This is a genomic window from Vibrio sp., assembly GCF_984391705.1.
In genome coordinates, this window is sequence record NZ_CFHWOM010000001.1 from 113,022 (window position 1) to 139,095 (window position 26,074).

Below are 26,074 nucleotides of genomic sequence, written 5' to 3' on the forward strand. Positions count from 1 at the left end.
AGAAACGCCAAAGTACGGTGCCCTGTGTGTAGGGCGCGGGGCTCCGTACACCCTAAATTTAGGCTCAAACAATAGTGAAACAAGGAATAGTAGTATGGCCGTAGCAAACGTTGACGGAGCTAAGTACGACGGAATAAAGATCAATAACCTTTTCCATGAATACGTGGCGGGCAAGCCAATCCTTAAAGGTATTGATATTGATATCGACCAACCAGGCATCATTGCCATCATTGGCCCATCAGGTACGGGTAAAAGTACCTTGCTGCGCTGTATCAATCGCTTGAACGATCCAACCAGTGGCGAAATCCTATTTGAAGGCGAAGACCTGACTAAGTTACAAGGGCAAGCTCTGCGTAAACAGCGTCGTCATATCGGTATGGTCTTCCAAGAATACAATTTAGTTGAGCGTCTAACCGTTATTGAAAATGTATTGAGTGGCCGCTTGGGTTACATGTCGTCTTGGAATGCTTGGCGTCGAAACTACGCTCAAGAAGACTTAAAGAAAGCGTTTGAGCTTTTAGAGTTTGTCGGCCTGCAAGATTTTGCTAACCAACGTGCCGATAGTTTATCCGGCGGTCAGCGCCAGCGTGTCGGAATCGCTCGAGCAGTGATGCAAGACCCATATATCTTATTGGCCGATGAGCCGACCTCTTCACTCGATCCAAAAACGGCGGTTGAGATCATGGAGTTGATGGAAACCTTCGCCAAAGATAAACAGATTCCGGTTCTGGTCAATATCCACGATGTGAACCTCGCTAAGCGTTTTGCTACGCGTATCATCGGTATGTGTAACGGTAAGGTGCACTATGATGGTAGCCCTGAAGGTATCAGTGAAGAAGACCTTAAAATTATCTATGGAGGTGAGTCATGGCTGGATTAAGCTCATCTCCTTCGTCGGTCAATGTTGAGAATCCATTTAAAACCTCGTGGGTAAGTCGCGCAGGTGTGGTTGCAGTCGTCGCATACCTGTTTTACAGCTTCTCGACACTTAACCTTAGCTTTGAACGCTTAGTTATCGGCTTTGGTGAAAGTGAGCGATTACTTGCACGAATGTTCCCGCCAGATTTCTCTCGCTCAAGCTTGCTATTAAGCGGGTTGGCAGAAAGCTTGCAGATTGCAATCATCTCGAGCTTCTTTGGCATTGTTATTTCTTTGTTCCTAGGCTTACTGGCTGCGCGCAATATGATGCCATCAATTGTGTCGACGCCTGTGCGTGGTTTTATCGCCCTTTGCCGCTCGTTCCATCCAGTCATCATCGCGATTCTGTTTGTTAAAGCGGTTGGATTTGGCGCGTTGGCCGGCATTTTAACGCTGGTATTTGCATCGATTGGTTTTATTGCCAAGCTTTTTGCCGAAGCGATTGAAGAGATATCTTTTAAACAAGTGGAAGCAATTCGCGCAACTGGCGCCAGCTTTGTTAGCGTAATTCTGTTTGCGGTGATGCCACAGGTGTTTACTCGTTTTATTGGTTTTGCCAGCTATCAGTTGGACTCGAATCTGCGTAACTCAACCATGGTGGGTATCGTTGGTGCTGGTGGTTTGGGGGGAACCCTGTTTTCCGCGTTCCAACGTTTTGATTACGACTTTGTTGCCGCCATCCTTATCACCATCATCGCCCTGATCTTAGTCGGTGAGTTCTTGTCTAATGTTGTAAGGAGAATCTTCTAATGACGACAGCTTCTATAGATAGAGAATGGCAACGTTTTACGTTCAATGAACGTTTGGCTCGCTTTGCTGCATACCTCTGTTTTGTTTCCGCGATTGTGTGGTCATGGCAGACCGTCGAGATTATTCCAGAGTTTCTTTACGATGCTCCTGCTCAGTTTGCGGATATGTTTAGCCGTATGGTGCCACTGGATTATGGTTTTTACCCAGAAACCATTCACGCAGCATTAATTGAAACTTTGCACATTGCTACTTTGGGTACTCTGTTTACCCTGATTTTGGCGATTCCTTTAGCCTTGTTGAATGCGCCGAACATTACACCAAGCAAAACGCTCAACTGGATTGCCCAGTTCTTTTTGGTCTCTTCACGCTCTGTTAACTCGCTGGTTTGGGCACTACTGTTCATCGCGTTATTTGGCCCTGGCGTGTTGGCAGGTATCATGGCGATCGCGGTTCGTAGTGTGGGCTTTGTCGGCAAGTTATTGGCTGAGGCGATTGCAGAAGTGAATATGGGGACAATTGAAGCTCTCAAAGCGACAGGGGCTTCTTGGATGAGCATCTTATTGAAAGGCTATTGGCCACAGGTTATGCCTGCGTTCTTTTCCATTGTGTTGTTCCGTTGGGACATCAACGTTCGTGAATCAGCGGTACTTGGACTAGTGGGTGCTGGTGGTATTGGTGTGGTTCTCAACGATGCTCAGAATTTATTTGAATGGCAAAAAGTGTCGATGGTTCTAGTGAGTATCTTTGCGGTTGTGATCTTAGCCGAAGCCTTGGTCGTTCATGTGCGTAAGAAGCTTATTTAGATAGCCATTGCTACTCAATAATGTAAAAAAGGCAGGGCGTATCCTGCCTTTTTGTTGCGCCATACTTCGTGTGTTAGAGCTTAAAGGAACCTATCTCTTGGTTTAGCTGGGCCGCTAACTCGGACAGCTTCGCAGCTTGCTGCGCTGCGTTTACCGCTTCTGACGCGAGTTCGTCAGAGACAGCTCGGATTCCCTCAGTATTCATTGTAATTTCATTGGTCACTAGGCTTTGCTCTTCCGCTGCTGCGGCAATTTGAGCGGCCATATCACTGATCAAATCTACTGCGGTATTGATGTTGGTTATATTGCCTGACGCAGTGGTTGCGTCATTCACACTCTCGGTTGCTTTCGCCTGGCTTTGACCCATGATTTGAACCGCTTTTTGCGTGGTTGATTGCAGTAACTCAATCGTATGTTGGATTTCTTGCGTTGACGTGTGAGTGCGTTGAGACAACACGCGAACTTCATCCGCTACGACGGCAAATCCGCGTCCTTGATCTCCTGCTCGAGCGGCTTCAATAGCGGCGTTTAATGCCAACAAGTTGGTTTGCTCGGCGATGTCTTGGATGGTCGACAAGATAGTATTAATACTGGTTGTATGGCCTTCGAGATCCTCGATGACATTCGTTGCAATTTGAACGTCTGCAGCCAGAGCCTCAATAGAGACTTGAGTTTGATTCACTTGTCCAGAACCCTCGATACACGCGGTTACCGCATCTTGTGAGTTCTTCGCTGTGTTTTCCGCATTAGAGGCAATTTCAGCGGTTGCTGCTGCCATTTCTCCGACTGCCGTCGCGACCATATTGATCTCGTCTTGCTGGCAATGAATACGTTGGCTTCTTTCACCGGCTTGTTGAGAGGTAACGTTGGCTTGGTCACTCAATGAGCTGGAAATGTCTCTGAGTGTGCTCACCATATGGTGCATGTTGGCAACAAATTTGTTGAAGCTTTTAGCAAGTTGACCAACTTCATCGTTCGTACGAGGTGACAAACGTTGGGTTAAATCGCCGTCTCCTGATGCTATCTCTTCGAGTGCCGTTGTGACGACTAATAAATCTCTAAATAGATGTGAGATGAGCAGTGATACCGCTCCGATTAGAACCGTGGTACCGATGACAGCAGTAATGATAAGTTGTTGAAGAAGCTCATAATAAGCTGATTCTTGGGTGGCGCGATCCATCTGAATTGCGAAGATCCAATCAGAGTTGTCGACTTTTTCAAAGTACATCAGCTGAGGTGCGCTACCTTCATTGAAAATATTGATCGCGCTATCGCGTTCTGCCTCTAAAATGGTTGGCAATGTTAACTCTGAATCCCAGCTGGTGACAGGTTTCATCGCCAGAGACGTCTGAGGGTGTGCGAGAAAGGTGCCATTAGAGCTATCAATTAACATCGCTTGTGCATTTTCCCCCACGTCTAAATTGACTACTTTAGACACAAGTTGGTCGATAAGGAGATCCGCACCAATAACGCCAGTAATACGTCCATTTACCTTGACTGCTGTCGCGATCGTGACCATCAACTGACCAGTATTAATATCTTTATACGCAGGAGTAATGATGGACTTATTTGCCCCCATTGCAGCTTTGTACCAAGGGCGTGTTGTAGGGTCTATGTGGCTCAGATCTTTGCCTTCATACGAGGTGAAGACTCGGCCTTCACTGGATCCAAAATACACATCTTCAAAATCACCACCAAGACGAGCCTGGAGCAATACGGCTTGAATGTTCTCTGAACCAAGTAGACCACCGGCTTTAATCACAATGTTTTCGCGTATAACGAGCCAGTTTCGGATAGCGGCTGACTCTGAATGGCTGACTCCGCCAGCATGAAGGTAAATTGAGTGACGACTTTGCTCATACAATTTCGATGATGCCTGCCATGTCAATAGTGAGGACATCAATACAACAGCGAATAAACAAGCAAGCGTCAGCTTCTGTTTTAAAGATAGATTCATTTGTAAACCAGAATTGATTGCTTTTATGGGACGGCGAATTGTATATGGTTTGTTCGTTCATTTATAGGGTTTGACGTACTGTTTATTGAAAGGTAGGACATGTGGAACAAATCTGTGTGCGTCGAGGGCGAGATTGAGAGACTTGAATTAAATGAAAAAGGCAGGTGTGGCCTGCCTTTGAATTGGAGAGTACCTTAGAGATATTTCTCTATCGGCAATAGTTGTAAAAAAGAAGATTGGAATCGACGCCATTTGCCCGTGTTAGGCTCGTGGTCAAAAGTCTGATCTTTGGCGTGCCATAATACGTCGCCATCTTTTAACTCTAGATGCCAGCTGTTTTCCTCGCTCATTGCATCAGTAATATCCTCTACTAACGCTTTCGCGACCGCTGGGCTTTCTATAACGAGCAAGGACTCACTGTTTAGATAGGTTGAGCGGAGATTGAAGTTAAAAGAGCCGATCGCCGCAATTTTTTGGTCAAAAACAGCCGATTTAGAGTGCAGCCCATAACCTGTTTCTGGCGCACACTTGGCAGCGTCTTTCGTCGATTCTTGGCATACCGCCGCTTCAGGCATCAATTCGAATAACTGTATGTTGTGCTCTAGCATATCTTGGCGTCTGCCTGCGTAAGCAGAGTGGTTAGTCACCAAGTCGTTTGAAGCCATGGAGTTAGTCAAAGCTTTAATGGCTACACCGTTTTCACTTAGGGCCTGCCAGTTGTCGAGTTGGCGATCATCGAACACCAGGTAGGCGGATTCCAATAATATCTGTTGGTTTGATTGGCTAGCTAACTGGCTAAGGTACCGTGCGGTGGCTTTGGGTACATCGGTATTCTTTTCATCGACAGGAACGGGTTGGTCGTATACGTAGTGCGCCTCGACTCTGTCCATCTTGCTGACGATACTATCGAGTAGTTTCTTTGCTTGGCTTTTCTGCGTTGGCAGAGGCGGGTAATGGCTGTAAGTGGGAGCCAATGCTTGAGTGAGCTCAGTTAGGTCAACGTCTTCATTGTCGCCTAGTAAGTCTACAGGGTATGACCACTGGCTATCCCAGTATTGATTGAAGCCAGTTTGGATCTCATTGACGACAGCCCCCATCGCCAGCACATCGCGGTCACGAAAGTTGATTTCATCAGAAAGGTCAAAATATTCATCACCAATATTACGTCCTCCAACAACAGAGAACACGCCATCTACGGTGAATGATTTGTTGTGCATACGTCGATTGAGGCGGGAAAAGTCACCAAGGAATTCAAACCATTTAGTGACACCGCGGCGGGTTGGAATAGGATTGAATACGCGGATCTCAACATTAGGGTGAGAATTGAGGGCAATAAGCAAAGTTTCTCGCTTGTTGAGGTTGATGTCGTCAAGCATAACGCGCACGCGTACTCCTCGATCAGCCGCCGCCAATAAACGACTAGCGAGGTACGTACCGGATTGATCGGAGTTCCAAATATAGTATTGGATATCGATCGTTTGCTCGGCCTTTTCAACCAATGCTAGTCGCTGCGCTAATGCATCCCAGCCTGAGTCTTGCATCAACACTGCACTCGCAGGTTGAGCGCTATATTCGTTCCAGTAACCGTCGCTCAAAGATGACAATGCTGTATTGGTCGGCTGAAGTGCTGGCGAGTTTGAGTGGTTAATCTCTTCGGGTAGTGAGCCACATCCCGTCAGGAGGGAGAAGAGAAGTAGGCTAGAACTGAGCCGGCGAAACTGGGGCATTAATGGTAATTCCTTGATGATATTGAAAACTGGTATTCGCTGAGAGTATTAGCACTAGTATAACAAAGCTATTACTTAATATGCGGAACACTCTTTATTTATAAAAACATCAATTGAGAACTAAACTTTAGAAGTGCTTAACGTAGTCTGGAGGTAAGCATGGAGATTTTGATTCAGTTCGATGATGCAGGGATGTACCAAAACAACCCTTGGGATGTTCCCGTTCCTTATCGAAAAGGCGAGATTCACTCAGTAGACTCACTTTTAGCGATAGTATTGATAGATCAAAATCACGCGCATCTTTTTGTTGATGATGATAAGCGCATGAGCTTACGCGAAAAGTAGTGCGTCTATTACTATTGTAAAAGTCAAAAGCGGTCACAGCAGGGGGGCACTCCTGCTACGCTTTATTCGCAGTCCTCACAACCCTTGTTTAAGCCAGATTGGTCAAAAGGTGTTACTTGTTCAAAGTGTCGACAAGCTTGGCTTCATCTTCAGGATGAGGTCTAGAGTGCTCATCCTGCCAATTAGGGTTATTGTGCATTGCTTCGATAAGCTCGCGATCGATACGGGTAAAGTACATGTCTTCTTCTGCTTTGCCTTTGAGTCTGAGTTTTTGCGTAAAGTCCATGGCCAGCCCCCTTGGAATCACAACTCTCTACTATAAGTGTAGTCAGTTGCTCCGAGTTAAGAGGGCTCGCTGTGGAGGGAAACGTCAAATTGAGATGCTCGTAGCGGTTTATTTTTGTGTTTTAAGCGCAAGTAGCTGCTGGCTGAATTCTGCAAACCCAAACCCACCGGGTTGCGTCATCACTTTAGAGGGTTTGTGCACGAGTTTATCCCAGTAATGCTCGATATTTTTGACGCCAACGGTCAAGGGCAGTGTCTCAAACATTTGTTGGTCATTGAGAGAGTCGCCGACGTAACAGCACTTGGTGAGGATGTCTTGCTCCGTTAACCCTTTCGCTTGCAGGAAAGCAAAGCTGCTAGTGCGTTTTGAGTGCTGACCATACCAAGCATTGATGTGAATAGAGCTTGCTGTGGCATGGGCACCTAGCTGGTGGATTTTTGTCAGAATGTCTTCCACAAGAATGCCATCGAGTGGTTCTCTATTCTGGCCAATATCAATGGCGACTTCGCACAAGCGATACGCTTGATCTAGAGTGAGGTTGATATCAGGGTAGCCTAACAGAATTTGTTCAATTTGGACTTTAAGTTCTGCTTGTCTTGCTCGCATTTCATGGAGTGGTACTGAACTTGATAAAGCGACTCCTTTGGCGCCTTTCTCTAGCACAAAAGCGCCGTTTTCCCCCAGCACTGCGTTGACGGGCCATAGCTGAGCAATGTGATCGCACCATCCAGCACATGCTCCAGTGACAGCGACAATCTTAATTCCCTGCTGTTGTAGAGACTGCAGTGCTATTAGTGTTTCTGGCGGCAGCTGACCTTGCCAAGTGAGTGTGTCATCGACGTCTGTGAGTACCCACTCAATGTTTTGCCATTCCTTTGAAAGCGTGTTGTCCATTTGATTTCTTATTCTGGTTAGTTTGTAGCACGAGTTTATAAAAGAGTGAGAAGGAATTCAGTGAAGTGGATGGAGTTAATCTATTTCTAAGGCGTTAAGTTGGAAGAAAAAAGGCGATGTCGCAAATGGAAAAACCTGTTGTCATAATGGCAACAAGCCTAATCCATGAGATTGAAATACTATCCTCGCAAACGATTACTATAAGTGAGGTGTGTATGTCCCGTTTCCTGCTGTGCAGTTTTGCACTGGTTCTTCTTTATCCCACCGCGATTGATTTGTATCTCGTGGGGTTGCCACAAATTGCTCAGGATCTGGCGGCAACTGAATCACAGCTTCATATGGCGTTTTCCGTCTATTTGTCAGGTATGGCTGTGACAATGTTGTTTGTGGGCCGCCTAGCTGATCGATTAGGTCGTAAACCAGTTGCGATTGGCGGGGCGGTGATTTTCGCCATTGCCTCATGGCTAGGGGGGACTGCGCAAAACAGTGAGTTCTTCTTGCAGATGCGCTTTTTCCAGGGAGTGGGTGCAGGCTGCTGCTATGTGGTTGCTTTTGCTATTTTGCGCGACACATTAGATGACAAGAAGCGCGCCAAGGTACTTTCTATGTTAAACGGGATTACTTGTATGATCCCTGTGCTAGCGCCAGTGATAGGGCACCTAATTATGATTAAGTTTCCTTGGCCAGTTCTATTTAGCGCAATGGCAGGCATGGGTGTCTTAGTCTGTCTTATCTCTACTTTGCTCCTTAAAGAGACGTTAAGTCGTCATGTTCGATCTGAGACAATTCCAAGCGCTGCGTCTGAGTCCTTATTTGATCGCTTCTTTATCTCTCGTGTGCTGTTCACCTCTTTTGGTGTGACAGCCATTCTGACTTACGTTAATACGTCGCCAATGATAGTGATGGAGACACTCAACTTTACTCGCGGGCAGTACTCGACGGCGATGGCGTTGCTCGCGATGGTCGGTATGTCGACCTCATTTTCTGCGCCCATTGCATTGAACTACTTCAAGCAAGGGACGCTTTTGCTTGGTTCGCAAGCGATTACTTTATTGTCGGCTGTCGTCATCCTTGCGGCTCACTTGCATGACGACAGCTCGACACTCTATATGCTCGGGTTTGCGATGATCAGTATGGGGTTTTCGATGGGCTTTGGAGTCGCAATGAGCCAAGCTTTAAGTCCGTTTTCACACAAAGCAGGGTTAGCCAGTTCAGTATTAGGTATCGCCCAAGTGTGCTGCTCAGCTCTGTATATCTGGTTTATGGCGTGGTTGGGGGTGTCAGCGGTGGATATGTTATTAATTGCTCTGGCTTGTGGTGGCGCAATGGGGCTCTCTCTAATAGTATTAGTGTCTAATCAAACAAATAGCGAACTCAATGAAGAAGTCACTTGCACGCCTTGACCTCAATCTGCTCCTCACGTTACAGCTTTTGCTACAGGAGCAGAGTGTCACCAAAACGGCTAAGAAGCTTAATGTCACGCCATCTACGGTGAGTAAGTCATTAGCGAAGTTGCGAGACTGGTTTGACGACCCTTTATTCGTCAATACACCCAATGGCCTGCGGCCTACGACGCTAGCGCACAGTATGGAAGAGAGTTTGTCTGATTGGCTGCAAATTGGCAGCCAAATTGTGTCTCGTAGAGGTGATGAAGCTCCAACAGGTGTGCGTTTTAACTTAGGTGTAGAGTCTCCGCTGTCACTGATCATGGTTGATGAGCTTACTTCGCGGATTCATACCACCTATCCAGATTCCAAAGTGAAGTTCCATAACTGGGATTATGACTCGATTGACTCCATTACTCGCGGTGAGGTGGACATCGGCTTTACTGGGAGAGAAAGCCACCCAAGATCGAAAGAGTCACTGAATTTGCTCCCTTACTTCATTAATTTTGAGGTGCTGTTTACCGATTTACCTCTCGTTTATGTGCGTAACGATCATCCATTGCTCGAACAGGAGTGGAACTTGGAGACGTTTCTTAGCTATCCGCACATCAATGTGGTTTGGGAAAAAAGTGAAACCTGGGCGTTAGATGAGATTTTGATTGAGCAGGGGCTGACGCGCAATGTGAATCTAACGATGGCGAGCTTCGAGCAAGCGCTGTTCGTAGCTGAGAAAGCGGGCCATGATATGATTACGACGGCTCCGAGATACTGCCAACGCTACTGTCAGCAGCTTCACCCTGATCTCGTGGCTTTGCCTATTCCCGTTGACGATGAACAGCAAGAGAAACTCAAGATCCCATTTACGATGATCTGGCATAAGCGCAACAATCAAAACCCTAAGATTAAGTGGTTGCGCGAGACGTTGAAAGAGTTATACAGCCAGCCTGGTTATTGCTAGTAAGCAGGTTAGCCTACGCTATCAATACGAATCATTACCGCGTCAGGTCGCCAGTATTCGAGTTCGCAGTCCATGAGTTCGTCACCTTGTTTGTAGTTGACTCGGCATATCTTCAATACAGGTTGTCCTTGTGCCAAGTTAAGCGCTTTTGCGACATGAGCTGGCGCTGACGTAGGTATTACATCAAAACACGACCGCTGCGTAATGTAGCCATATTTTTCACGGTAGATACCAGTTAAAGACATGGTAAGGTTTTCAGCGAGAATATCTTTAAACAGCGAAGCTTTAAGCACGTTTTCTACGAACAATACTGCGCGGCCATCAATATAACGTAGCCTTTCAATCACATGAATTGGTGTGATTCGATCAATATCGAGAGCCGCTGCATATTCACCTGCCGCCATTTCGCTGCGCACATTAACCAGTTTGGTTTCCGCTATTCGATCTTGTTCACGAATCATTTGGTGAAAGTGGTTACGTGAAAGCGGGTTATAGCAGATTCGTTCCGGTGAAACGTACCAACCACGGCGCTCTTCTCGGTAGATCAAGCCTTCCGTTTCCAGTGAAATAAGCGCGTCTTTGATGGTGATACGAGTGGTGGAAAACAGTTCACTGAGCTCTCTTTCTGATGGGAGTTTCTGCCCTTCTGACATAATTCCTGAATCAATTTGTTCTCTTAGACTGGTTTTGATGCGTCCTAGCTGAGTGCCCGTTTGGCTTGCCTCTAATACTCTCATTGCTGATCTAGTCCATATGTTTTTCTCTGCATAATGTAAGTGGAGCAAGTAACAGAAATATGACATACGCTAATTGGCGGCCTTGTAAACAAATGAAATATAAATGCCATCGAATGTCAGCAAAACTGTCAAATTAGTTGCGCGAAACCGTCACATTCTCCCCCTAGGATAAATTTCGAACTTACTGACCTAGTCCAGAAGGATGGAGACAATGAAAACTTTGCTAAGTCGCTCAACTACTTTTTCTGCTAAGAAAATGGTGCCAGCAGCACTGATCGCAACAACACTTTCAGTACCAGCAATGGCAAAAGATGCAGACCTAGATTCACTGATTAAAGCCGCGCAAAAAGAAGGCGCGGTATACAGTGTTGGTATGCCAGACAGTTGGGCAAACTGGAAAGATACATGGGTAGACTTGAAATCAAACTACGGTTTGACGCATCAAGATACGGACATGAGCTCAGCACAAGAGATTGCTAAGTTTGAAGCAGAGAAGAAAAACGCCACGGCCGATATTGGTGACGTGGGTTTTGCATTTGCTCGTGTTGCGGTCAAGAAAGGTGTGACTCAGCCTTATAAACCAACGACTTGGAATGATGTTCCTGATTGGGCTAAGGATAAAGAAGGTCACTGGGCGTTGGCTTATACGGGGACTATCTCGTTTATCTCAAACAACAATCTAGTCAAAGATGCACCGAAAACTTGGGATGATTTACTAAAAGGTGATTACAAAGTGACAGTTGGCGATGTTGGTGTCGCATCTCAGGCAAATAACGCTGTGCTAGCGGCTGCGTTTGCTAACGGTGGTGATGAATCTAACCTTAAGCCAGCGATCAACTTTTTTGCAGAGCTGTCCAAGCAAGGTCGTCTTTCTTTTACTAACCCTAGCATTGCGAACTTAGAAAAAGGTGAAGTAGAAGTGGCGATTCTTTGGGACTTCAACGCACTTAGCTACCGTGACCAAATCGATCGTGAGCGTTTCACGGTTAATATCCCACAAGATGGTTCGGTGATTTCTGGTTACACCACCATTATCAACAAATACGCGAAAAACCCAAATGCAGCGAAGCTGGCTCGTGAGTACATCTTCAGTGATCAAGGCCAGATCAATCTTGCTGAAGGCTACGCGCGTCCAATCCGTACTAACGTGACACTACCTCAATCTGTACAAGATAAACTGATTGCTAATGACCAATACAGTAATGTTCACCCAGTGACGGATTTTAAAGCTTGGGAAAAGTCTGCGCGTAAACTGCCACGTCAATGGCAAGAAAGCGTGTTAATTCACCAGCAATAAGAGTCTGTTTTTATGAGCAATAAGGTTATCCTTGTTGTGTTAGATGGACTCAATTATCAGGTAGCCCGCGATTGTATGGGCTACCTTAATGGTCTTCTCGAACACAACCACCCTCAGTCAAACATGCGCGCGACGCTTTACCCCGTGCAAAGTGAACTGCCATCACTTTCTCGACCACTTTATGAGTGCATCTTAACGGGCGTACGGCCAGTGGAAAGCGGCATTGTGAACAATGATATAGCGCGCCTGTCATACCATGAATCGATTTTTAGCCTGGCAAAATCACAAGGCAAGGTGACAGCAGCTGCGGCATATCATTGGGTGAGCGAGCTTTACAATCGAGCACCGTATGACCCCGTGAAAGATCGTTTTACCCACGATGAGTCGCTAAACATTCAACATGGCTGTTTTTATCATTGGGACCACTACCCAGATGAGGCGTTATTTTTAGATGCAGAGCATTTGCGCTTAACTTATCAACCCGATTTTTTACTAATTCACCCGATGAATATTGATGATATGGGGCATAAATTTGGCCTCGATTCGCGCCAGTATCGTAACTGTGCACGTGGCGCGGATATCATTTTGTCAAACTATATACAGCAGTGGCTAGCTGATGGTTATCAAGTTCTAGTGACCAGCGATCACGGTATGAATAATGATTTTTCTCACGGCGGTATATTGCCAGAAGAGCGCGAAGTTCCTCTTTTTGTGATTGGCGACAAGTTCTCTCATCAGGAGAGTCACGTAAACCAAACGGATCTCTGCGGCATCGTTTGCCAACTGCTTAACCTTGACCACACTAAGCCTTACTGTCAGGAATTGTTAGCCTTATGAGCAGTTCTGTTTTAACTTCCGGCTCGAACCCTTCGAGCTCAGCAAAGTCTAGAATCACATCTTGGTTCAAACGTTTCACCCCGGCGTTATGGTTGGCTCCATTTGCGCTATTTTTCTATCTATTTCAACTTGCACCTATGATCTGGGTGCTGATCAATAGCTTCATCTATGATGATGAATTTGCTTTTGATAACTATCTCGAAGTGCTCGATTCTGCTTTCATGATGCAGGCCTTTGGCAATAGTTTGTGGTTGGCGATTTGGTCGAGCGTTGTCGGTTTGGCGATTGCAACCGTGTTGGTTTCCTCATTACGACGCGTGGACTCAAAGATTCGCGATGGCGTGATTGCATTCACTAACATGAGCAGCAACTTTGCCGGAGTGCCGCTTTCGTTCGCGTTTATCATCATTTTAGGAACCAACGGAGCAATCACCTTGCTGCTGAAACAATATGGATTGCTCGGCGATTTTGACCTGTACGGCAAATGGGGTTTGCTAGCGATTTATATCTACTTTCAGATTCCCTTAGCGGTATTGCTGCTTTACCCAGCGTTTGACGCGTTAAGTGATGACTGGCAAGCGGCGGCGGCACTATTGGGTGCACGCACTTCCCAGTATTGGACTAAGGTTGCTTTGCCTGTTCTTTCTCCAGCACTATTTGGCACCTTTATAATCTTGATCGCTAACGCGATTGGTGCGTACGCCAGTGTTTATGCCCTTACCTCGGGTAACTACAACCTGATTACTATCCGTATTGCCAGTCTGGTGTCCGGTGATTTATTCCTAGAGCCGAACCTAGCAGCGGCGATCTCTGTGATCTTGATGGCACTGCTGGCTTTTATCACCGTCATTAATCAGTGGCTCATTTCTAAAAGCTATGCAGGTAGAAAGTAGTAATGCAAAACGTAAATACTCGATTTCATAAAACCGTGGTGTACTCGATTGTCGGTATCATGTTGATCCCTATTTTGGCTACCTTGGTTTACTCTCTGTCGTCACGTTGGGGCGCAACGGTTTTACCCGATGGATTCACCTTCGATTGGTATATCAAGCTACTCACAGACCCTCGCTTCTTGCAGGCGTTTGGGCGTTCACTGTTTATCTGTGTGGCGTCGCTTGCGTTGAGTGTCGTGTTAGTTTTGCCAGCGATTTTTGTGGTTTTTTACTATTTCCCGAAGCTCGACAAGCTAATGAATCTAATGATTTTGCTGCCATTTGCTGTGCCGCCTGTGGTCTCTTCGGTTGGGTTACTTCAGCTCTATGCCGACAGTGAAATTTCGCTCATAGGTACGCCTTGGATTTTGATTGGTACCTATTTCACCATCGCATTACCGTTTATGTATCGTGCGATTGCCAATAGCTTTGAAGCGATTAATCTGCATGACTTAATGGATGCGGCGCACCTGCTTGGTGCCAGTACCAGCCAAGCATTTTTGCTCATCATTCTACCTAACTTAAAGAAAGGGCTGATGGCATCGCTGTTTCTTTCATTTTCATTCCTGCTCGGAGAGTTTGTCTTTGCCAACATCTTAGTCGGTACGCGTTATGAAACCTTGCAGATCTACCTATACAACATGCGTCAAACCAGCGGCCACTTTACCTCTGCCCTGGTTATGACCTACTTCCTATTTATTTTCTTACTGACTTGGCTGGCAAGTCGTTTTAGCCGAGGAGTCAAATAATGAGTTATGTATCCGCAAACAATCTGACCAAGCGCTTTGGTGATAATACCGTATTTGAAGCGATTGATTTCACCATTGAGCAAGGAGAATTCATTACTCTGCTCGGCCCAAGTGGCTGTGGTAAATCGACATTACTGCGCAGCCTTGCTGGATTAAACCCTGTTGATGGCGGTGAAATTTGGGTCAATGGTGAGGAGATTTCCCATCAAGTCCCGCAAGAGCGTGGTATAGGTATGGTATTTCAGTCTTATGCGTTGTTCCCGAATATGACAGTGGAAGGTAATATCGCGTTTGGCTTAAAAATGAAAAAGCTCGACGCCAATGAAATTCAGTGCGAAGTGGCTAAGGTTATCGAGCTAGTCGAACTCAAAGGCAAAGAAAAACACTACCCGCATCAGCTATCAGGTGGTCAAAGGCAACGCGTAGCCCTAGCGCGAGCCTTGGTTGTGAAACCGCGTATATTGCTGCTCGATGAGCCCCTTTCTGCGCTAGATGCTAAGATTCGTAAACATCTTCGTCAGCAAATCCGTGATATTCAAAAAGAGATGAATTTGACCACCATCTTTGTCACTCATGATCAAGAAGAAGCGATGATTATGTCTGACCGCATTTTCTTGATGAACAAAGGCGAAATTGTCCAAGCGGGCACTCCGGAAGAGATTTACACTCACCCTGCCAATGAATTTGTCGCAGGCTTTATGGGTCACTACAATTTGGTGGATGCAGACAAAGCCAAGCAGCTATTCAATATTGATACAGAGTGGAAAGTAGCCATTCGCCCTGAATCAATTTATGTCAAAGAGCAGGGGCGTCGATACGGCAGCCATATATCAGCCCCACAAGTTGCGACGATCAAACATCATCAGTTGCTCGGCAATGTGATTCGCTACCAAGTGGATGTTGCAGAAAGTGAATTGACGGTCGATTTATTGAATCGTTCATCTGAGCGTCTATTGGCCAATGGTAGCCAACTAGAGTTGCTGTTCAATCTTAATGAAATTCAACCTGTGAGAGCCTAACCATGTCCAAACCTTTGTATGTCTTTGATATGGACGAAACGCTGATCAATGCTGACTGCGCTATGATATGGAATGCGTTTATGGTTGAAAAAGGAATCGCGACTCAACCAGATTTCATCGAGCAAGACCAACGCTTGATGCGCCTTTATGCGCAAGGAAAAATGGATATGGAGGACTATTTGGAGTTCTCGATGGCTCCTTTGGCGAGCATGCCGATTGAACATGTTCACGCATTGGTGGAAGAGTGTGTGATAACGAAAGTATTGCCTCATCAGTTTACTCAGTCCAAAACACTGATAGAGCGGTTGGCTCGGGATGAGATTGATATGGTCATTATTTCTGCAAGCGTCACCTTTTTGGTGGAAGCCGTTGGGCGTCATTTAGGTATTCAAACTGCGCTTGGTATCGATTTAGTGACAGAAGATAATCGCTATACCGCTGAAATTGAAGGCGTGCCGAGTTACCGAGAAGGCAAAGTGACGCGCTTGAAGCAATGGCTAGATGTTCAGCCTGAGCATTACTCAGAAATTCACTTTTACACTGATTCAATCAATGACTTGCCGTTGTGCGAGTGCGCAGATTATGCGTATTTAGTTAACCCGTGCCCACAGTTGAAAGCTCATGCTCATCGGCCAAACTGGACGGTGTTGAACTGGAGTTAGATTATTTACAATGTAAATCGCCTCTTGCTGTTAGCTTGAGGCGATTTTGTTTTTATTGCTGACTTATTTAAAGCAGACTTCAGCCCAGCGCGCTAAGCCGGCGGTCACTGAGCCAAAATAGTTCCCACTCACTACCTCAATATTTGGCAAGGTTTCTTGCACGGCACCACGTAAAATTGGTGAACGGGCAGAGCCTCCGGTCATGAATATAGCGTCAGGTTTCGCACCGCCTTGTTCAACGGCTTCTTTAACCAGTTCGGCCATTTTTTGTTTAGGCGTTTCTATCGCATCAATCATGTCTTCAAAGCTGATATCAACGTCTAATTTTTCTGACAACAGTTGAATTACGCCTCGATAGTGCGCGTTATCTGACAACGCAATTTTGGCTTCTTCTGCCTGGCGAACCAAACGGTAACCCAATGTCTCATGGAATACTTCCAGTAAACGAGCGAGCTTTTCTAGCTCTTGTGCGTCTTTTTTCAGTTGCTTTAATGTGGCCAAGTTAGAGCGAGAGTAGAAATCGGCCTGAGCATCAACGCTGTTGATTGCAATCGGGTTCCAAAACTGAATAGTCGGCATCACTATGTTCGCGGTGGTTTTACTGCCAAGGCCAAATGGCGTCATCAGTTGTTTAAAGGCAAGGGCAATATCGAGATCGTTCCCGCCGACACGTTGACCGCTATGAGCTAACAAGCTTTGCGTTCGGTCTGCTTTGCCTCGCCAGCTTGGCCCCATTTCAATGAGTGAGCAGTCAGTAGTACCACCACCAATATCGACAACCAGGATTGTTTTGTCTTCATTGAGTGACGCTTCGTACTCTAGCCCAGCGGCAACAGGTTCATATTGAAATTCGACATTTTTAAAACCTGCGCGCGTGGCTGCTTTTAGAAGAATGTTCTCTGCTTGACGGTTAGCTGCTTCACTGTCTCGGCCATGGAAGTTAACTGGGCGACCAATCACGGTGTCGGTAATGATTTGTTGAGCGTCAGCTTCCGCATTGCGCTTAATATTATCCATCATGGCGCAGACTAGATCTTCAAAAAAGCTCACTTGTACGTCACGTAGGCCAGAAGCACCTAAGAAGGACTTTGGCGATTTAACGTAGTAACTCTCACTGGGATCTTGCAGGTAGTGATCCAAAGCCGCTTGACCAAACGCGACTTCATCGGCAATAAACTCAATGCCTTCTTCGCGGTTAATGTTTATCGCTCGGCGCAGTACTTGCTCACCAACATTATCGAGCGGTTTTATATTGCGAAACTTGAACAGGTATTCAGCCACTGCCTCGCGGCTAGGAGCGGATAGAGTAGAAGGAATATAAACGCTGTCGCCTTCCAGTTTGAGCAGCTTTGGCTCTCCTTGATCCATTTTTGCAACTGAGCAATTTGCTGTCCCGTAGTCAAAGCCAATAAACATTCGAACCTCCTACCATTGAAAAAAGGTCGGCAATGCTACCTTAATGGGAAAACGAATGCTACTGGTGATTTGTTAAGCATATTTATTGTAGATAATTTATAGTAGTCTAAGTGAATATATTTAGTGGTAAATTATTGATTGTATTGGCCTAATAAGTCTAAGTGATTAAGAGGTGGTATGGATACCCAACAAGTAATGCTGGAGTATAACCAGTTTGAAAGGCAGCAGTTTAGTGCGTACGGTGGGCAGAAAGTTGATACGCCCGAAGTCGTTCGTTATGTATCCCCAGAGCAGTATGGCAGTTATATCGCTTACTTCTCGTTGACTGCGGACAATGCGCAAGCTGTTATTGAGCGAGAAAAAGCGTACTTCCTCCATTTAGGTAAGTGCTTTGAGTGGAAAACCTATGACACTGATCTGCCTGTCGATATTCAACAGATGTTGGTAAGTAATGGTTTTGAGCAAGGGGATAAAGAGTCGTTCATGGTTCTCGACCTTACATCTATCACCGCTAAGCCTGTGGATGAGTCGTTGATTCGCGAAGTGAATGATGAGCAAGGAATTCGCGATGCAATCCGAGTTCAAGAACAAGTTTGGGGAGGAAGCTTTGATTGGCAGTTCCAGCACCTGATGACTCTTAAGCAGCAGGCCCCAGATGAATTAGCCATTTATGTGGTTTATCACCAAGACCAACCGGTGACATCGGCATGGTTAACCTTTAATGGAGAGAGTCCATTCGCTGGTATATGGGGGGGCAGTACCATTGAATCTTACCGTGGACGTGGCTTTTACTCGCTATTGCTCAATAAGCGAATCGCAGAGGCCAAAGCGCGAGGCAAAAAGTATCTCATAATTGATGCCTCGGATATGAGTCGGCCTATTGTCGAGAAATATGGTTTTCAATTTATTACTCATACCACAGGGTATGAGTTTGACAGTTCGCAGAGGTGACACATGGAAGTAGTAGAGGCGAATGTTGAACTAGACAGTGCACTGCTAAATTATGCACTGGAATGTTATGACTCAGGGATTGAGATGTATCAGCGTGCAATCGAAGATCCCCAAAAGTATTTGGCTAGCCTTGTCGCGAGAAAAAGTGCGACCTGCGTAGAACTACCAGAAGGTTGGCTGCCGAGCACCACCTATTACTGTGTTGAAGATGGCAAGGTGTTAGGTGCAATTCGGGTGCGCAGTGGTACTAATGATTGGGTTGAAAACGTGATTGGTCATATTGGCTACGAAACTCGACCATCAGCACGAGGAAAAGGTGTTGCTAAGTATCTACTCTCTTGGGTGGTAAACCATGCGATAGATGAGCGAGCGATAGTGACGTGCGATGTGAACAACAGCGCGTCACGTAAAGTGATTGAAGCGTGTGGTGGTCTATTCTTGGGAGAGCATGAAGAGCCAAATGAAGGGCGGGTCCGTCGGTATGAATTTTTGCCTCGGTGAGGTAATTCGCATGGATGAGTAAAGAGGCGATCTGGGTCTCAGTTAGGCTCTTTTTTAGGTGATAGGGTAGTACGCATAGTAACCAATTTAATCGGCTGAAATCAGCTTTTGGCTATCACAAACTAAAGGGGTAACTATGTTAGGTGAAGATCATTCATTACTCAGTGAGTTTCCAGAGTTTAAAGAGACGATTCTTGCTCTAGCAAAAATGGACGAAGCGTTTTTAAAAGACATGAAAACGTACGACGGGCTAGATAAGGAGATAAGGACGTTAGAGTTGAAAGACTCTCCGATCAGCGATGAAGACATGCATCAAATGAAACACGATAGAGCGATGCTTAAAGATAATCTTCACCAGCGTATTCTCAAAGCTCATCAGTAGCGAAATGATTGAAGAAAAAAGAGCGATTCGTCGCTCTTTTTTTGTATTTGTTGACCTAGTTGCAAAGCTAAGGATTTAATCGCGGGCAGCTTAACCTTGGTCACTGTTTTCTAATTTTGGCTCGTGCTAGCATCTAATCTTGACTTAGATTTAGGGTACAAATATGTCATCAGATCATTACGGAACCAGCGCAAGCTACAAACGTCAAGAAGCGGGTTATAGAGAGAAAGCGCTGAAACTTTATCCTTGGGTATGCGGGAGTTGTGCAAGGGAGTTTGTCTACTCTAACCTACGCGAGCTGACCGTCCACCACAAAGATCATGACCATACGAATAATCCCGAAGATGGCAGTAATTGGGAGTTATTGTGCCTGTACTGTCACGATCATGAGCACAGTAAATACCTAGAGCATGAACGGTATGGCAGTGACGTAAAACCAGGTGAAGATGACCACCAAGGGGCAACGTACAACCCATTTGCTGATTTAGCAAAGATGCTCAAAAAGTGATGATTGATTCGCCTACATCAGCAACCTTAAGCAGGTGAACGATAAATCCGTTGATGTTGAAGGCCTCGCAGAGGCCTTTTTTGACTAGTGGTAATACTATCGTTTTGCCAACCCTTTGTTATTTAAGTACGGCAGAATATGAGGGCGAGACTCTCGTGCTAGTTTTCCTGTAACCTCTTGTGACCATGTACTTTGCTTTTGATTGCTAGAGCGGTTGGCGTAATAGTCTTGCATGGTTTGATCGTAGCTTTGAATAGCCTCAAGGTTGAGCGCTTGGTATTGGTTCTCGTGTACAATTACCTGGCTCGGCAGACGTGGCTTCACCTCTGGCTTTTGATCTGGGTGTCCAAGACACATGCCAAACAGAATCGCAGTGTTGCTTGGTAAACCAAGTAGTTCATCCACATGCGCGGCATTGTTTCTTAGACCGCCAATGTATACACCTCCTAACCCCATCGATTCAGCGGCCAACAAACAGTTTTGAGCCATGATGCCTGAATCGACGGCACCGATAAGTGTCAACTCGGTGAAGTCTACTTGCACATCAGGTCTAATCGCTGTGTGGCGTTGATAGTCAATACAAAACACCAAGAACTCTGCTGCATTTTCTACATAGGCTTGATTACCAGCGTATTGTGCCAATTGTTTACGCTTTTCTTTGTCCGTGACGCGAATGATCGACACCACCTGCAATAAGCTAGAAGAAGAAGCGGCTAAGCCAGCCTGAATGATGGTCTGTAGCTGCTCATTTGCTATTGGCCCTTGAGTGAATTTACGAATTGAGCGATGGCTGAGAATGGTTTCAATGGTACTGTTCATGATGGAGCGACGTCCTTGTTTTTGTTATTTGAAAGGGTTACGAATTCACCATAACGGTATTTTGCAAATGCGTAAATCGAAAACCAATTTCAATCGTGGCTCAATAAATCTCTAGTTCCCTTGTCTGTGAACCATGTTAATCTCGCCTAATAAACTGAACTATTAATAAGACATAACAATGAATACCGCTTTGCTGGGAATGTTTATTCCAACCTTCTTCTTTGTCTCAATTACGCCGGGGATGTGTATGACACTGGCGCTTACACTCGGGATGAGTATTGGTTACAAACGCACTTTATGGATGATGGCTGGCGAGTTAGTTGGTGTAGGACTCGTGGCGATTGCTGCCGTTTTAGGTATTGCTGCAGTGATGCTCAACTATCCTTGGTTGTTCGTTGCTTTGAAGTTAATAGGCGGGGGCTATCTGTTTTATTTGGGCGTACAAATGTGGCGTTCACGCGGCAAACTAGCCATTAATGTCGAGCAACAGGAATCTCAGCCGCAAAGTGATTGGGACTTAGTCGTTCAAGGTTTTGTCACCGCTATTGCTAACCCTAAAGGTTGGGCGTTTATGATTTCTCTATTGCCCCCATTTATTGACCAAAGTGCCGCTCTCACTCCGCAGTTGATTGTTTTGGTGTCGATTATTCTGCTGTTTGAGTTTATCTGTATGACGCTATACGCCACTGGAGGTAAAGGGTTGAAACGTCTTCTTGGTCAATCTCAGAATGTACGCTTAATGAACCGCATCGCTGGCACGTTGATGATGGGCGTCGGAGTTTGGTTACTCTTCAGCTGAGCCATCAATCATAGTTAAGTGTTGCAGAATAAAGTCAATAAATGCCCGAATTTGAGGTTTTGGGTAGTGAGAGTGCTTGTATAACGCATAGATTTCATCACTACGATTCTCCCCATAGGATGCCCGCCATTCGGGTAATACTTCAACTAAGCGGCCTTCTTTGAGGTAGGGCTTTACCATCCAGTCTGAAAGTAGCAAAACGCCACTATTTTGCAGAGCACCTTGTAAAATAGGCGAGCCGCCTCTGGAGCTAAAGTTGCCACTGACTTGGATCTTTTGAGTCTCTTTTTTACGGCTAAAGTACCAATGGCATCTCTGACGTTGCTGGCTAATCAGTAGGCAATTGTGTTCGGCTAGGTCATGCGGTTGTTGAATAGGCGGCTGCGTTTGCAAATAGTGGGGCGAAGCGACTAACAGAGTACGGTTGGTGAGCAACTTTCTGGCTTTCAAACGACTGTCTTTGGGTGTTCCAATTCGAATCGCAAGATCGACGTTATCGCTATTTAGATCGACCACATTATTGTCTAGCTCAAGTTCGACTCGCACACTCGGATACCGAGCGAGAAACTTTGGAATCAGCGTTGCTAGAAACACGTTGCCAAAACTTTCAAAGGCAGAAATACGAAGTAAGCCGCTTGGCTGGCTAGGAGACTGCCTCATTTGGTTAACTAGAGTATCGGCGTCTTCAATCAAAGTCATGGCTTGGCGGTGAAAATACTCGCCTTCATCGGTCAACACTAGCTGACGCGTGCTGCGTTTAAAGAGTGTGGTTTGCAGCTTTGATTCTAAACTGTCAATGTTTCTCGCCACCGATGAAGGTGCCATGCTTAACGCTTGGGCCGCCTGCGAAAAACTGCCTGACTCAACCACTTGATTGAAGATTCTTATTAATTCAAACATGCTGTTTTCACCTTTGCGTTTTGTGCAAAACTAAACTACTTTTCACTTCTATTCTGAAGATATTTGGTTTGATGCACAATGGTTTTAACTTCACTGACATTGAAAGGAAACCAAACCACATGAATTCACGAATTAATATCGCTAGCGTCGAGCCCAAAGCATTAACGGCTATGTTAGAGGTGGAAGGTTATTTGGAAAGTACAGCGCTATCCATCCAACTTAAAAAACTGATCAAGCTTAGAGCATCGATGATTAATCAGTGTGCTTATTGTATTGAGATGCACGTAACCGAAGCGGAAAAAGTTGGATTGCCTGCGCAGAAACTGTTTGCTCTGGCCGCTTGGAGAGAGTCCCCATTGTTTAACGCGCAAGAGCGTGCAGTACTCGCTCTAACCGACGAAATGACCCAGATAGCGCAACATGGCGTTTCTGAGCAAGTGTATGACGCAGCTCTTGCTGAATTGGGAGAGGCCCTTCTTGCCCAGACGATGATGCAGGTCATTATGATCAACGCGTGGAATCGATTTGCAGTGGCCACCCAAATGACGCATGGCTAGCCACTGTCCTATCAACACTGCTTTTTAATACTCTTAGCCCAGCCTAAAAACGTTGGGCTTTTTTGTCTTTCTTGTTCAGGCTACGGAGATTTTATTATTGTTATGTTATAACATAATGGCAGTTGTGAAGGAGAGCGCTGTGCAGATCGAGGAATTAATAGAAAGAATAAAAGCCGAATGCAAGCAGAAAGGGAAGCAGCTGACTGATAAACGTCAGCTCGTTTTACATGCTTTATTGAGAGCCGATCAAGCGATGTCTGCTTATGAAACTGTTGATTATTGCCAACAAGAAATGGGGCATACGATTCAAGCCATGTCGGTGTATCGGATTCTGGAGTTTCTAGAGGAGCTGAAACTTGTGCACAAGATACAGGCTTCCAATAAGTTTGTTGTTTGCGCTCATATTGAGTGCGAGCATGAACATGGCACACCACAGTTTTTCATCTGCTCAAAGTGCAACAAAATCAGCGAGCAGATAGTCGACCCTTCTTTGATGTCTGGGTTGCAACACCATGCTCGTCAACAAGGATTTACGGTGATCCAGCCCCAGATTGAAATCAACTGCGTGTGTGACGAGTGTTTGAAGTCGTCATAGCCTTTCTCTCCGCCTTTCCGTCCATGAACTCTAAACCTCAAGGAGAGCCGAATAGATCATGACATCGACATTGATTAAAAATGCCCGAATAGTAAATGAAGGAAGTGTACAACAAGCCGATCTTCGTATTGTGGATCAACGTATCGCAAGAATAGATGCGCATATAGAAGCTCAGGCAGGTGATACCATTGTAGACGCTGACGGCGCCTATTTATTGCCTGGAATGATTGATGATCAAGTTCATTTTAGAGAGCCTGGCTTAACCCATAAAGGCACCATTGCATCTGAATCTCGTGCGGCGGTTGCAGGTGGAATCACGAGCTTCATGGAAATGCCTAACGTTGCGCCTGCCACGACGACGATTGAAGCGTTGGAAGACAAATTCGCCTTGGCAGCTGAAGCGGCCTATGCCAATTATTCGTTTTACTTAGGGGCGACAGAAAATAACTTAGCCGAAATTAAACGCCTTGATCCCAAATTGCACTGTGGCGTGAAAGTCTTTATGGGTGCATCCACGGGAAACCTTTTGGTTGAGTCACCAAAAGCGTTGGAAGATATCTTCCGTGAGTCGCCAGTGCTGATTGTGACTCACTGCGAAAGTGGTCCAGTTATCGCAAAAAATAGAGCGCGTCGATTAATGGACAATGCGCCTCTCACCATTCATGACCATCCTATTCTCCGCGATGATGAAGCGTGTTACGCCTCTTCGTCGTACGCTGTTAGCTTAGCGAAAAAGTATTCAAGCCAACTTCATGTACTCCATATTACCACTGAAAAAGAGCTGGCTTTATTTGAAGCTGGCCCTGTTGAGGGTAAAAGTATTACCGCAGAAGCTTGTGTTCATCATTTGTGGTTTAGTGCCGACGACTACGCAGAATGTGGCAATCGGATTAAGTGCAACCCAGCTATCAAGTACAACAGCGACCGAACTGCGCTTTTGAAGGCATTATCGACCGGGCAAATCGATATTATCGCGACTGATCATGCGCCTCACACACTGGAAGAAAAACAGGTGGAGTACGATCAGGCGCCTGCGGGGTTGCCTTTAGTGCAGCATGCGCTGCTTACTTTGTTGGATCATGTTCATCATGGCCGTATGACCATGGAGCAAGTGGTTGAAAAAACGGCGCATAATCCAGCTATTCGCTATGCTATTCAAGATCGTGGTTTTATTCGTGAGGGATACTATGCCGATCTCGTTCTGGTTGACCGTGCGTCGACGACCGATATCAGTGATGAGAACACTCTTTATCACTGTCAGTGGTCACCCTTTTCTGGTCATCAGTTTCAGGCAGCTATTAAACAAACATGGGTCAATGGGCATTCAGTGTTTGCGGATGGAAACATCAACCAAGCGCTGGGCAGTGCAATGCGACTGAGTTTTAACCGATAGATCGCAGCAATCAAATAGCCCGAGTTGTTGCTCGGGCTGTGTACACATTGGCACTATTTGACGACGACGGTTTTTTTCTCTGCCAATGCTATCGCGACATGAGACGAAGCGTAAGCACTTTCGTTGATAAAGTGAGGATAGATATCTTGCTGTTTTTCCCAGCAAATATCATAGCCTGATAAAGTAGCAAGAAGCGGCTCTCCCTGTTTGACCACCTCGAAATCTCGGCCACAAATGGCAGGGTGAACAATGGCACTTCTTAGGCCATCTTGTCCCAATGGAATCGTCACTTCCTCGGTGTAGAAATAGGCGTCGTAAGGATTGAACTTATCTAACTTACCTAGGTTGTGTTTCTCTACATAATCGAGCACGTAGCTAAGCATGTTTTTCATCAACTCTAAGGTGTCAAACTTGAGAGAGCCATGCGCTTGTGCCCCAACTTCGATCATGATCCCGTAGCGACCCGATGAACAGAGATAGGGTTGTTCTTGCCACGTTTTTCGATCTTCAAATAGGATGTTGGCGTCAGGCATGCGCTGTTTTACATAGGCTCCCATTTTTGTATAGAAGGGGTTTTGTGAAAGTAAGATAAGTGTCGCGCCCATGTTGCTTGTTGTGTTGTGCAGATCGACAATGAGCTGTTGTTGATTGTGCGTGTGTTCAGCTATCCACTGGCGAGCTAGTTGATGCTCATACAGTGCGAGATCTTGTTGTAACATTTGAGTAGAGAAGCATCGGTTGAGATCGGCATCGACATAGCGAACATTCCGTTTTACTGCTTCTGGGTTCGCGATGGTACTGGTAGACGAAAATGTACTTCGGTTGGCATCAAACAATCGTTCCTTGATGAGCTTCTGCAGATAGATACCAGAAAGCTCATTCCCATGTGTCCCGGCAACCAGTAGGACGTGATTCAGTTTTACCATGTTATGTGGTGTCCCTATCGAAATCTGTGCTGCTCTGAAAAATCTCAGGCTGAATTTACAAATAAGATATG

General features: G+C 45.8%; 29 protein-coding genes. 20 read left to right on the forward strand and 9 right to left on the reverse strand.

Annotated elements, in window-relative coordinates; all coding sequences use genetic code 11:
• The first annotated feature begins 94 nt into the window (after nucleotides 1-94).
• The 3 genes from phnC to phnE (AC4MRV_RS00595) are packed head-to-tail and all read left to right on the forward strand — an operon-like array spanning nucleotide 95 to nucleotide 2,471.
• Complete coding sequence (gene phnC, locus AC4MRV_RS00585) at nucleotides 95-880, forward strand: phosphonate ABC transporter ATP-binding protein (protein WP_491185474.1); 786 nt, start codon at nucleotides 95-97, stop codon at nucleotides 878-880.
• On the forward strand, nucleotides 868-1,668 hold the full coding sequence (gene phnE, locus AC4MRV_RS00590; protein WP_491185475.1) for a phosphonate ABC transporter, permease protein PhnE: 801 nt from the start codon (nucleotides 868-870) through the stop codon (nucleotides 1,666-1,668). The genes phnC and phnE (AC4MRV_RS00590) overlap by 13 nt, the downstream gene beginning before the upstream one ends.
• Nucleotides 1,668-2,471 carry a phosphonate ABC transporter, permease protein PhnE gene (gene phnE, locus AC4MRV_RS00595; protein WP_491185476.1) on the forward strand — a complete coding sequence of 268 codons (804 nt, stop codon included), beginning with the start codon at nucleotides 1,668-1,670 and terminating at the stop codon, nucleotides 2,469-2,471. The genes phnE (AC4MRV_RS00590) and phnE (AC4MRV_RS00595) overlap by 1 nt, the downstream gene beginning before the upstream one ends.
• A gap of 73 nt (nucleotides 2,472-2,544) precedes the next feature.
• Here the strand turns inward: phnE (AC4MRV_RS00595) and AC4MRV_RS00600 are convergent, their stop codons facing one another.
• On the reverse strand, nucleotides 2,545-4,428 hold the full coding sequence (locus AC4MRV_RS00600) for a methyl-accepting chemotaxis protein (RefSeq protein WP_491185477.1): 1,884 nt from the start codon (nucleotides 4,426-4,428) through the stop codon (nucleotides 2,545-2,547).
• 194 nt (nucleotides 4,429-4,622) lie between these two features.
• Nucleotides 4,623-6,155, reverse strand: coding sequence for a phospholipase D family protein (locus AC4MRV_RS00605; protein WP_491185478.1), 1,533 nt, complete (start codon nucleotides 6,153-6,155; stop codon nucleotides 4,623-4,625).
• Between the two features lie 159 nt (nucleotides 6,156-6,314).
• Here AC4MRV_RS00605 and AC4MRV_RS00610 point away from each other — a divergent pair, with 159 nt between their 5' ends.
• A complete protein-coding gene (locus AC4MRV_RS00610) occupies nucleotides 6,315-6,500 on the forward strand; it encodes a hypothetical protein (RefSeq protein WP_491185479.1) in 186 nt (61 codons plus the stop codon).
• A 112-nt stretch (nucleotides 6,501-6,612) separates the two neighbouring features.
• Here the strand turns inward: AC4MRV_RS00610 and AC4MRV_RS00615 are convergent, their stop codons facing one another.
• Together AC4MRV_RS00615 and AC4MRV_RS00620 are read right to left on the reverse strand one after the other, a co-directional pair.
• Entirely contained in the window at nucleotides 6,613-6,786 is a 174-nt protein-coding gene (locus tag AC4MRV_RS00615; protein ID WP_491185480.1) for a hypothetical protein, read from the reverse strand.
• A gap of 108 nt (nucleotides 6,787-6,894) precedes the next feature.
• On the reverse strand, nucleotides 6,895-7,680 hold the full coding sequence (locus AC4MRV_RS00620; protein ID WP_491185481.1) for an HAD-IIB family hydrolase: 786 nt from the start codon (nucleotides 7,678-7,680) through the stop codon (nucleotides 6,895-6,897).
• Between the two features lie 215 nt (nucleotides 7,681-7,895).
• On the opposite strand from AC4MRV_RS00620, the gene AC4MRV_RS00625 reads away from it, so the two are divergent.
• On the forward strand, nucleotides 7,896-9,083 hold the full coding sequence (locus AC4MRV_RS00625; RefSeq protein WP_491185482.1) for an MFS transporter: 1,188 nt from the start codon (nucleotides 7,896-7,898) through the stop codon (nucleotides 9,081-9,083).
• The gene (yidZ, locus tag AC4MRV_RS00630) at nucleotides 9,058-10,023 is read left to right on the forward strand and encodes an HTH-type transcriptional regulator YidZ (protein ID WP_491185483.1); all 966 of its coding nucleotides are present in this window, start codon (nucleotides 9,058-9,060) and stop codon (nucleotides 10,021-10,023) included. The genes AC4MRV_RS00625 and yidZ overlap by 26 nt, the downstream gene beginning before the upstream one ends.
• 8 nt (nucleotides 10,024-10,031) lie before the next feature.
• On the opposite strand, the gene AC4MRV_RS00635 is transcribed toward yidZ, so the two are convergent.
• The gene (locus tag AC4MRV_RS00635) at nucleotides 10,032-10,760 is read right to left on the reverse strand and encodes a UTRA domain-containing protein (protein ID WP_491185484.1); all 729 of its coding nucleotides are present in this window, start codon (nucleotides 10,758-10,760) and stop codon (nucleotides 10,032-10,034) included.
• Between the two features lie 211 nt (nucleotides 10,761-10,971).
• On the opposite strand from AC4MRV_RS00635, the gene AC4MRV_RS00640 reads away from it, so the two are divergent.
• The 6 genes from AC4MRV_RS00640 to AC4MRV_RS00665 are packed head-to-tail and all read left to right on the forward strand — an operon-like array spanning nucleotide 10,972 to nucleotide 16,256.
• Nucleotides 10,972-12,057 carry an ABC transporter substrate-binding protein gene (locus tag AC4MRV_RS00640; RefSeq protein ID WP_491185485.1) on the forward strand — a complete coding sequence of 362 codons (1,086 nt, stop codon included), beginning with the start codon at nucleotides 10,972-10,974 and terminating at the stop codon, nucleotides 12,055-12,057.
• A 12-nt stretch (nucleotides 12,058-12,069) separates the two neighbouring features.
• A complete protein-coding gene (locus tag AC4MRV_RS00645) occupies nucleotides 12,070-12,894 on the forward strand; it encodes an alkaline phosphatase family protein (protein WP_491185486.1) in 825 nt (274 codons plus the stop codon).
• Complete coding sequence (locus AC4MRV_RS00650; protein ID WP_491185487.1) at nucleotides 12,891-13,787, forward strand: ABC transporter permease; 897 nt, start codon at nucleotides 12,891-12,893, stop codon at nucleotides 13,785-13,787. Before AC4MRV_RS00645 ends, AC4MRV_RS00650 begins: the two co-directional genes overlap by 4 nt.
• Nucleotides 13,788-13,789: 2 nt before the next feature.
• Nucleotides 13,790-14,575 carry an ABC transporter permease gene (locus tag AC4MRV_RS00655; RefSeq protein WP_491185488.1) on the forward strand — a complete coding sequence of 262 codons (786 nt, stop codon included), beginning with the start codon at nucleotides 13,790-13,792 and terminating at the stop codon, nucleotides 14,573-14,575.
• Nucleotides 14,575-15,594: an ABC transporter ATP-binding protein gene (locus AC4MRV_RS00660; protein WP_491185489.1), complete on the forward strand. Its 1,020-nt coding sequence runs from the start codon at nucleotides 14,575-14,577 to the stop codon at nucleotides 15,592-15,594. Before AC4MRV_RS00655 ends, AC4MRV_RS00660 begins: the two co-directional genes overlap by 1 nt.
• A 2-nt stretch (nucleotides 15,595-15,596) precedes the next feature.
• Nucleotides 15,597-16,256, forward strand: a complete 660-nt coding sequence (locus AC4MRV_RS00665) for an HAD family hydrolase (protein ID WP_491185490.1) — start codon at nucleotides 15,597-15,599, stop codon at nucleotides 16,254-16,256.
• 63 nt (nucleotides 16,257-16,319) lie between these two features.
• On the opposite strand, the gene yegD is transcribed toward AC4MRV_RS00665, so the two are convergent.
• On the reverse strand, nucleotides 16,320-17,672 hold the full coding sequence (gene yegD / locus AC4MRV_RS00670) for a molecular chaperone (RefSeq protein ID WP_491185491.1): 1,353 nt from the start codon (nucleotides 17,670-17,672) through the stop codon (nucleotides 16,320-16,322).
• 177 nt (nucleotides 17,673-17,849) lie between these two features.
• Between yegD and AC4MRV_RS00675 the strand changes: the two genes are divergently transcribed.
• From AC4MRV_RS00675 to AC4MRV_RS00690, 4 genes are all read left to right on the forward strand, one after another.
• Nucleotides 17,850-18,623 (forward strand): GNAT family N-acetyltransferase, encoded by a 774-nt coding sequence (locus AC4MRV_RS00675; protein ID WP_491185492.1) that lies wholly within the window; start codon nucleotides 17,850-17,852, stop codon nucleotides 18,621-18,623.
• A 3-nt stretch (nucleotides 18,624-18,626) separates the two neighbouring features.
• Entirely contained in the window at nucleotides 18,627-19,124 is a 498-nt protein-coding gene (locus AC4MRV_RS00680; protein WP_491185493.1) for a GNAT family N-acetyltransferase, read from the forward strand.
• A gap of 136 nt (nucleotides 19,125-19,260) precedes the next feature.
• Complete coding sequence (locus AC4MRV_RS00685) at nucleotides 19,261-19,506, forward strand: HP1242/YdcH family protein (RefSeq protein ID WP_491185494.1); 246 nt, start codon at nucleotides 19,261-19,263, stop codon at nucleotides 19,504-19,506.
• Between the two features lie 163 nt (nucleotides 19,507-19,669).
• On the forward strand, nucleotides 19,670-20,014 hold the full coding sequence (locus tag AC4MRV_RS00690; protein ID WP_491185495.1) for a YajD family HNH nuclease: 345 nt from the start codon (nucleotides 19,670-19,672) through the stop codon (nucleotides 20,012-20,014).
• A gap of 96 nt (nucleotides 20,015-20,110) precedes the next feature.
• Here AC4MRV_RS00690 and nfsA read toward each other — a convergent pair whose 3' ends face one another.
• Nucleotides 20,111-20,833 (reverse strand): oxygen-insensitive NADPH nitroreductase, encoded by a 723-nt coding sequence (gene nfsA / locus AC4MRV_RS00695; protein WP_491185496.1) that lies wholly within the window; start codon nucleotides 20,831-20,833, stop codon nucleotides 20,111-20,113.
• A gap of 178 nt (nucleotides 20,834-21,011) precedes the next feature.
• On the opposite strand from nfsA, the gene AC4MRV_RS00700 reads away from it, so the two are divergent.
• Nucleotides 21,012-21,632 (forward strand): LysE family translocator, encoded by a 621-nt coding sequence (locus AC4MRV_RS00700; RefSeq protein WP_491185497.1) that lies wholly within the window; start codon nucleotides 21,012-21,014, stop codon nucleotides 21,630-21,632.
• Here AC4MRV_RS00700 and AC4MRV_RS00705 read toward each other — a convergent pair.
• Nucleotides 21,618-22,532: a LysR family transcriptional regulator gene (locus tag AC4MRV_RS00705; protein WP_491185498.1), complete on the reverse strand. Its 915-nt coding sequence runs from the start codon at nucleotides 22,530-22,532 to the stop codon at nucleotides 21,618-21,620. The genes AC4MRV_RS00700 and AC4MRV_RS00705 overlap by 15 nt on opposite strands.
• Nucleotides 22,533-22,651: 119 nt before the next feature.
• Between AC4MRV_RS00705 and AC4MRV_RS00710 the strand changes: the two genes are divergently transcribed.
• The 3 genes from AC4MRV_RS00710 to AC4MRV_RS00720 all read left to right on the forward strand — a co-directional run bounded on the left by AC4MRV_RS00710 (nucleotide 22,652) and on the right by AC4MRV_RS00720 (nucleotide 25,077).
• A complete protein-coding gene (locus AC4MRV_RS00710; protein ID WP_491185499.1) occupies nucleotides 22,652-23,089 on the forward strand; it encodes a carboxymuconolactone decarboxylase family protein in 438 nt (145 codons plus the stop codon).
• 115 nt (nucleotides 23,090-23,204) lie between these two features.
• Nucleotides 23,205-23,684 carry a Fur family transcriptional regulator gene (locus AC4MRV_RS00715; RefSeq protein WP_491185500.1) on the forward strand — a complete coding sequence of 160 codons (480 nt, stop codon included), beginning with the start codon at nucleotides 23,205-23,207 and terminating at the stop codon, nucleotides 23,682-23,684.
• 58 nt (nucleotides 23,685-23,742) lie between these two features.
• The gene (locus AC4MRV_RS00720; RefSeq protein ID WP_491185501.1) at nucleotides 23,743-25,077 is read left to right on the forward strand and encodes a dihydroorotase; all 1,335 of its coding nucleotides are present in this window, start codon (nucleotides 23,743-23,745) and stop codon (nucleotides 25,075-25,077) included.
• Nucleotides 25,078-25,130: 53 nt separating this feature from the next.
• Here AC4MRV_RS00720 and AC4MRV_RS00725 read toward each other — a convergent pair whose 3' ends face one another.
• Nucleotides 25,131-26,003 carry an aspartoacylase gene (locus AC4MRV_RS00725; protein ID WP_491185502.1) on the reverse strand — a complete coding sequence of 291 codons (873 nt, stop codon included), beginning with the start codon at nucleotides 26,001-26,003 and terminating at the stop codon, nucleotides 25,131-25,133.
• Nucleotides 26,004-26,074: the final 71 nt, after the last annotated feature.

Coding starts and splice junctions, on each gene's coding strand:
- phnC (WP_491185474.1), top strand. CDS start 95: ATGGCCGTAGCAAACGTTGACGGAGCTAAGTACGACGGAATAAAGATC.
- phnE (WP_491185475.1), top strand. CDS start 868: ATGGCTGGATTAAGCTCATCTCCTTCGTCGGTCAATGTTGAGAATCCA.
- phnE (WP_491185476.1), top strand. CDS start 1,668: ATGACGACAGCTTCTATAGATAGAGAATGGCAACGTTTTACGTTCAAT.
- AC4MRV_RS00600 (WP_491185477.1), bottom strand. CDS start 4,428: ATGAATCTATCTTTAAAACAGAAGCTGACGCTTGCTTGTTTATTCGCT.
- AC4MRV_RS00605 (WP_491185478.1), bottom strand. CDS start 6,155: ATGCCCCAGTTTCGCCGGCTCAGTTCTAGCCTACTTCTCTTCTCCCTC.
- AC4MRV_RS00610 (WP_491185479.1), top strand. CDS start 6,315: ATGGAGATTTTGATTCAGTTCGATGATGCAGGGATGTACCAAAACAAC.
- AC4MRV_RS00615 (WP_491185480.1), bottom strand. CDS start 6,786: ATGGACTTTACGCAAAAACTCAGACTCAAAGGCAAAGCAGAAGAAGAC.
- AC4MRV_RS00620 (WP_491185481.1), bottom strand. CDS start 7,680: ATGGACAACACGCTTTCAAAGGAATGGCAAAACATTGAGTGGGTACTC.
- AC4MRV_RS00625 (WP_491185482.1), top strand. CDS start 7,896: ATGTCCCGTTTCCTGCTGTGCAGTTTTGCACTGGTTCTTCTTTATCCC.
- yidZ (WP_491185483.1), top strand. CDS start 9,058: ATGAAGAAGTCACTTGCACGCCTTGACCTCAATCTGCTCCTCACGTTA.
- AC4MRV_RS00635 (WP_491185484.1), bottom strand. CDS start 10,760: ATGAGAGTATTAGAGGCAAGCCAAACGGGCACTCAGCTAGGACGCATC.
- AC4MRV_RS00640 (WP_491185485.1), top strand. CDS start 10,972: ATGAAAACTTTGCTAAGTCGCTCAACTACTTTTTCTGCTAAGAAAATG.
- AC4MRV_RS00645 (WP_491185486.1), top strand. CDS start 12,070: ATGAGCAATAAGGTTATCCTTGTTGTGTTAGATGGACTCAATTATCAG.
- AC4MRV_RS00650 (WP_491185487.1), top strand. CDS start 12,891: ATGAGCAGTTCTGTTTTAACTTCCGGCTCGAACCCTTCGAGCTCAGCA.
- AC4MRV_RS00655 (WP_491185488.1), top strand. CDS start 13,790: ATGCAAAACGTAAATACTCGATTTCATAAAACCGTGGTGTACTCGATT.
- AC4MRV_RS00660 (WP_491185489.1), top strand. CDS start 14,575: ATGAGTTATGTATCCGCAAACAATCTGACCAAGCGCTTTGGTGATAAT.
- AC4MRV_RS00665 (WP_491185490.1), top strand. CDS start 15,597: ATGTCCAAACCTTTGTATGTCTTTGATATGGACGAAACGCTGATCAAT.
- yegD (WP_491185491.1), bottom strand. CDS start 17,672: ATGTTTATTGGCTTTGACTACGGGACAGCAAATTGCTCAGTTGCAAAA.
- AC4MRV_RS00675 (WP_491185492.1), top strand. CDS start 17,850: ATGGATACCCAACAAGTAATGCTGGAGTATAACCAGTTTGAAAGGCAG.
- AC4MRV_RS00680 (WP_491185493.1), top strand. CDS start 18,627: ATGGAAGTAGTAGAGGCGAATGTTGAACTAGACAGTGCACTGCTAAAT.
- AC4MRV_RS00685 (WP_491185494.1), top strand. CDS start 19,261: ATGTTAGGTGAAGATCATTCATTACTCAGTGAGTTTCCAGAGTTTAAA.
- AC4MRV_RS00690 (WP_491185495.1), top strand. CDS start 19,670: ATGTCATCAGATCATTACGGAACCAGCGCAAGCTACAAACGTCAAGAA.
- nfsA (WP_491185496.1), bottom strand. CDS start 20,833: ATGAACAGTACCATTGAAACCATTCTCAGCCATCGCTCAATTCGTAAA.
- AC4MRV_RS00700 (WP_491185497.1), top strand. CDS start 21,012: ATGAATACCGCTTTGCTGGGAATGTTTATTCCAACCTTCTTCTTTGTC.
- AC4MRV_RS00705 (WP_491185498.1), bottom strand. CDS start 22,532: ATGTTTGAATTAATAAGAATCTTCAATCAAGTGGTTGAGTCAGGCAGT.
- AC4MRV_RS00710 (WP_491185499.1), top strand. CDS start 22,652: ATGAATTCACGAATTAATATCGCTAGCGTCGAGCCCAAAGCATTAACG.
- AC4MRV_RS00715 (WP_491185500.1), top strand. CDS start 23,205: ATGGCAGTTGTGAAGGAGAGCGCTGTGCAGATCGAGGAATTAATAGAA.
- AC4MRV_RS00720 (WP_491185501.1), top strand. CDS start 23,743: ATGACATCGACATTGATTAAAAATGCCCGAATAGTAAATGAAGGAAGT.
- AC4MRV_RS00725 (WP_491185502.1), bottom strand. CDS start 26,003: ATGGTAAAACTGAATCACGTCCTACTGGTTGCCGGGACACATGGGAAT.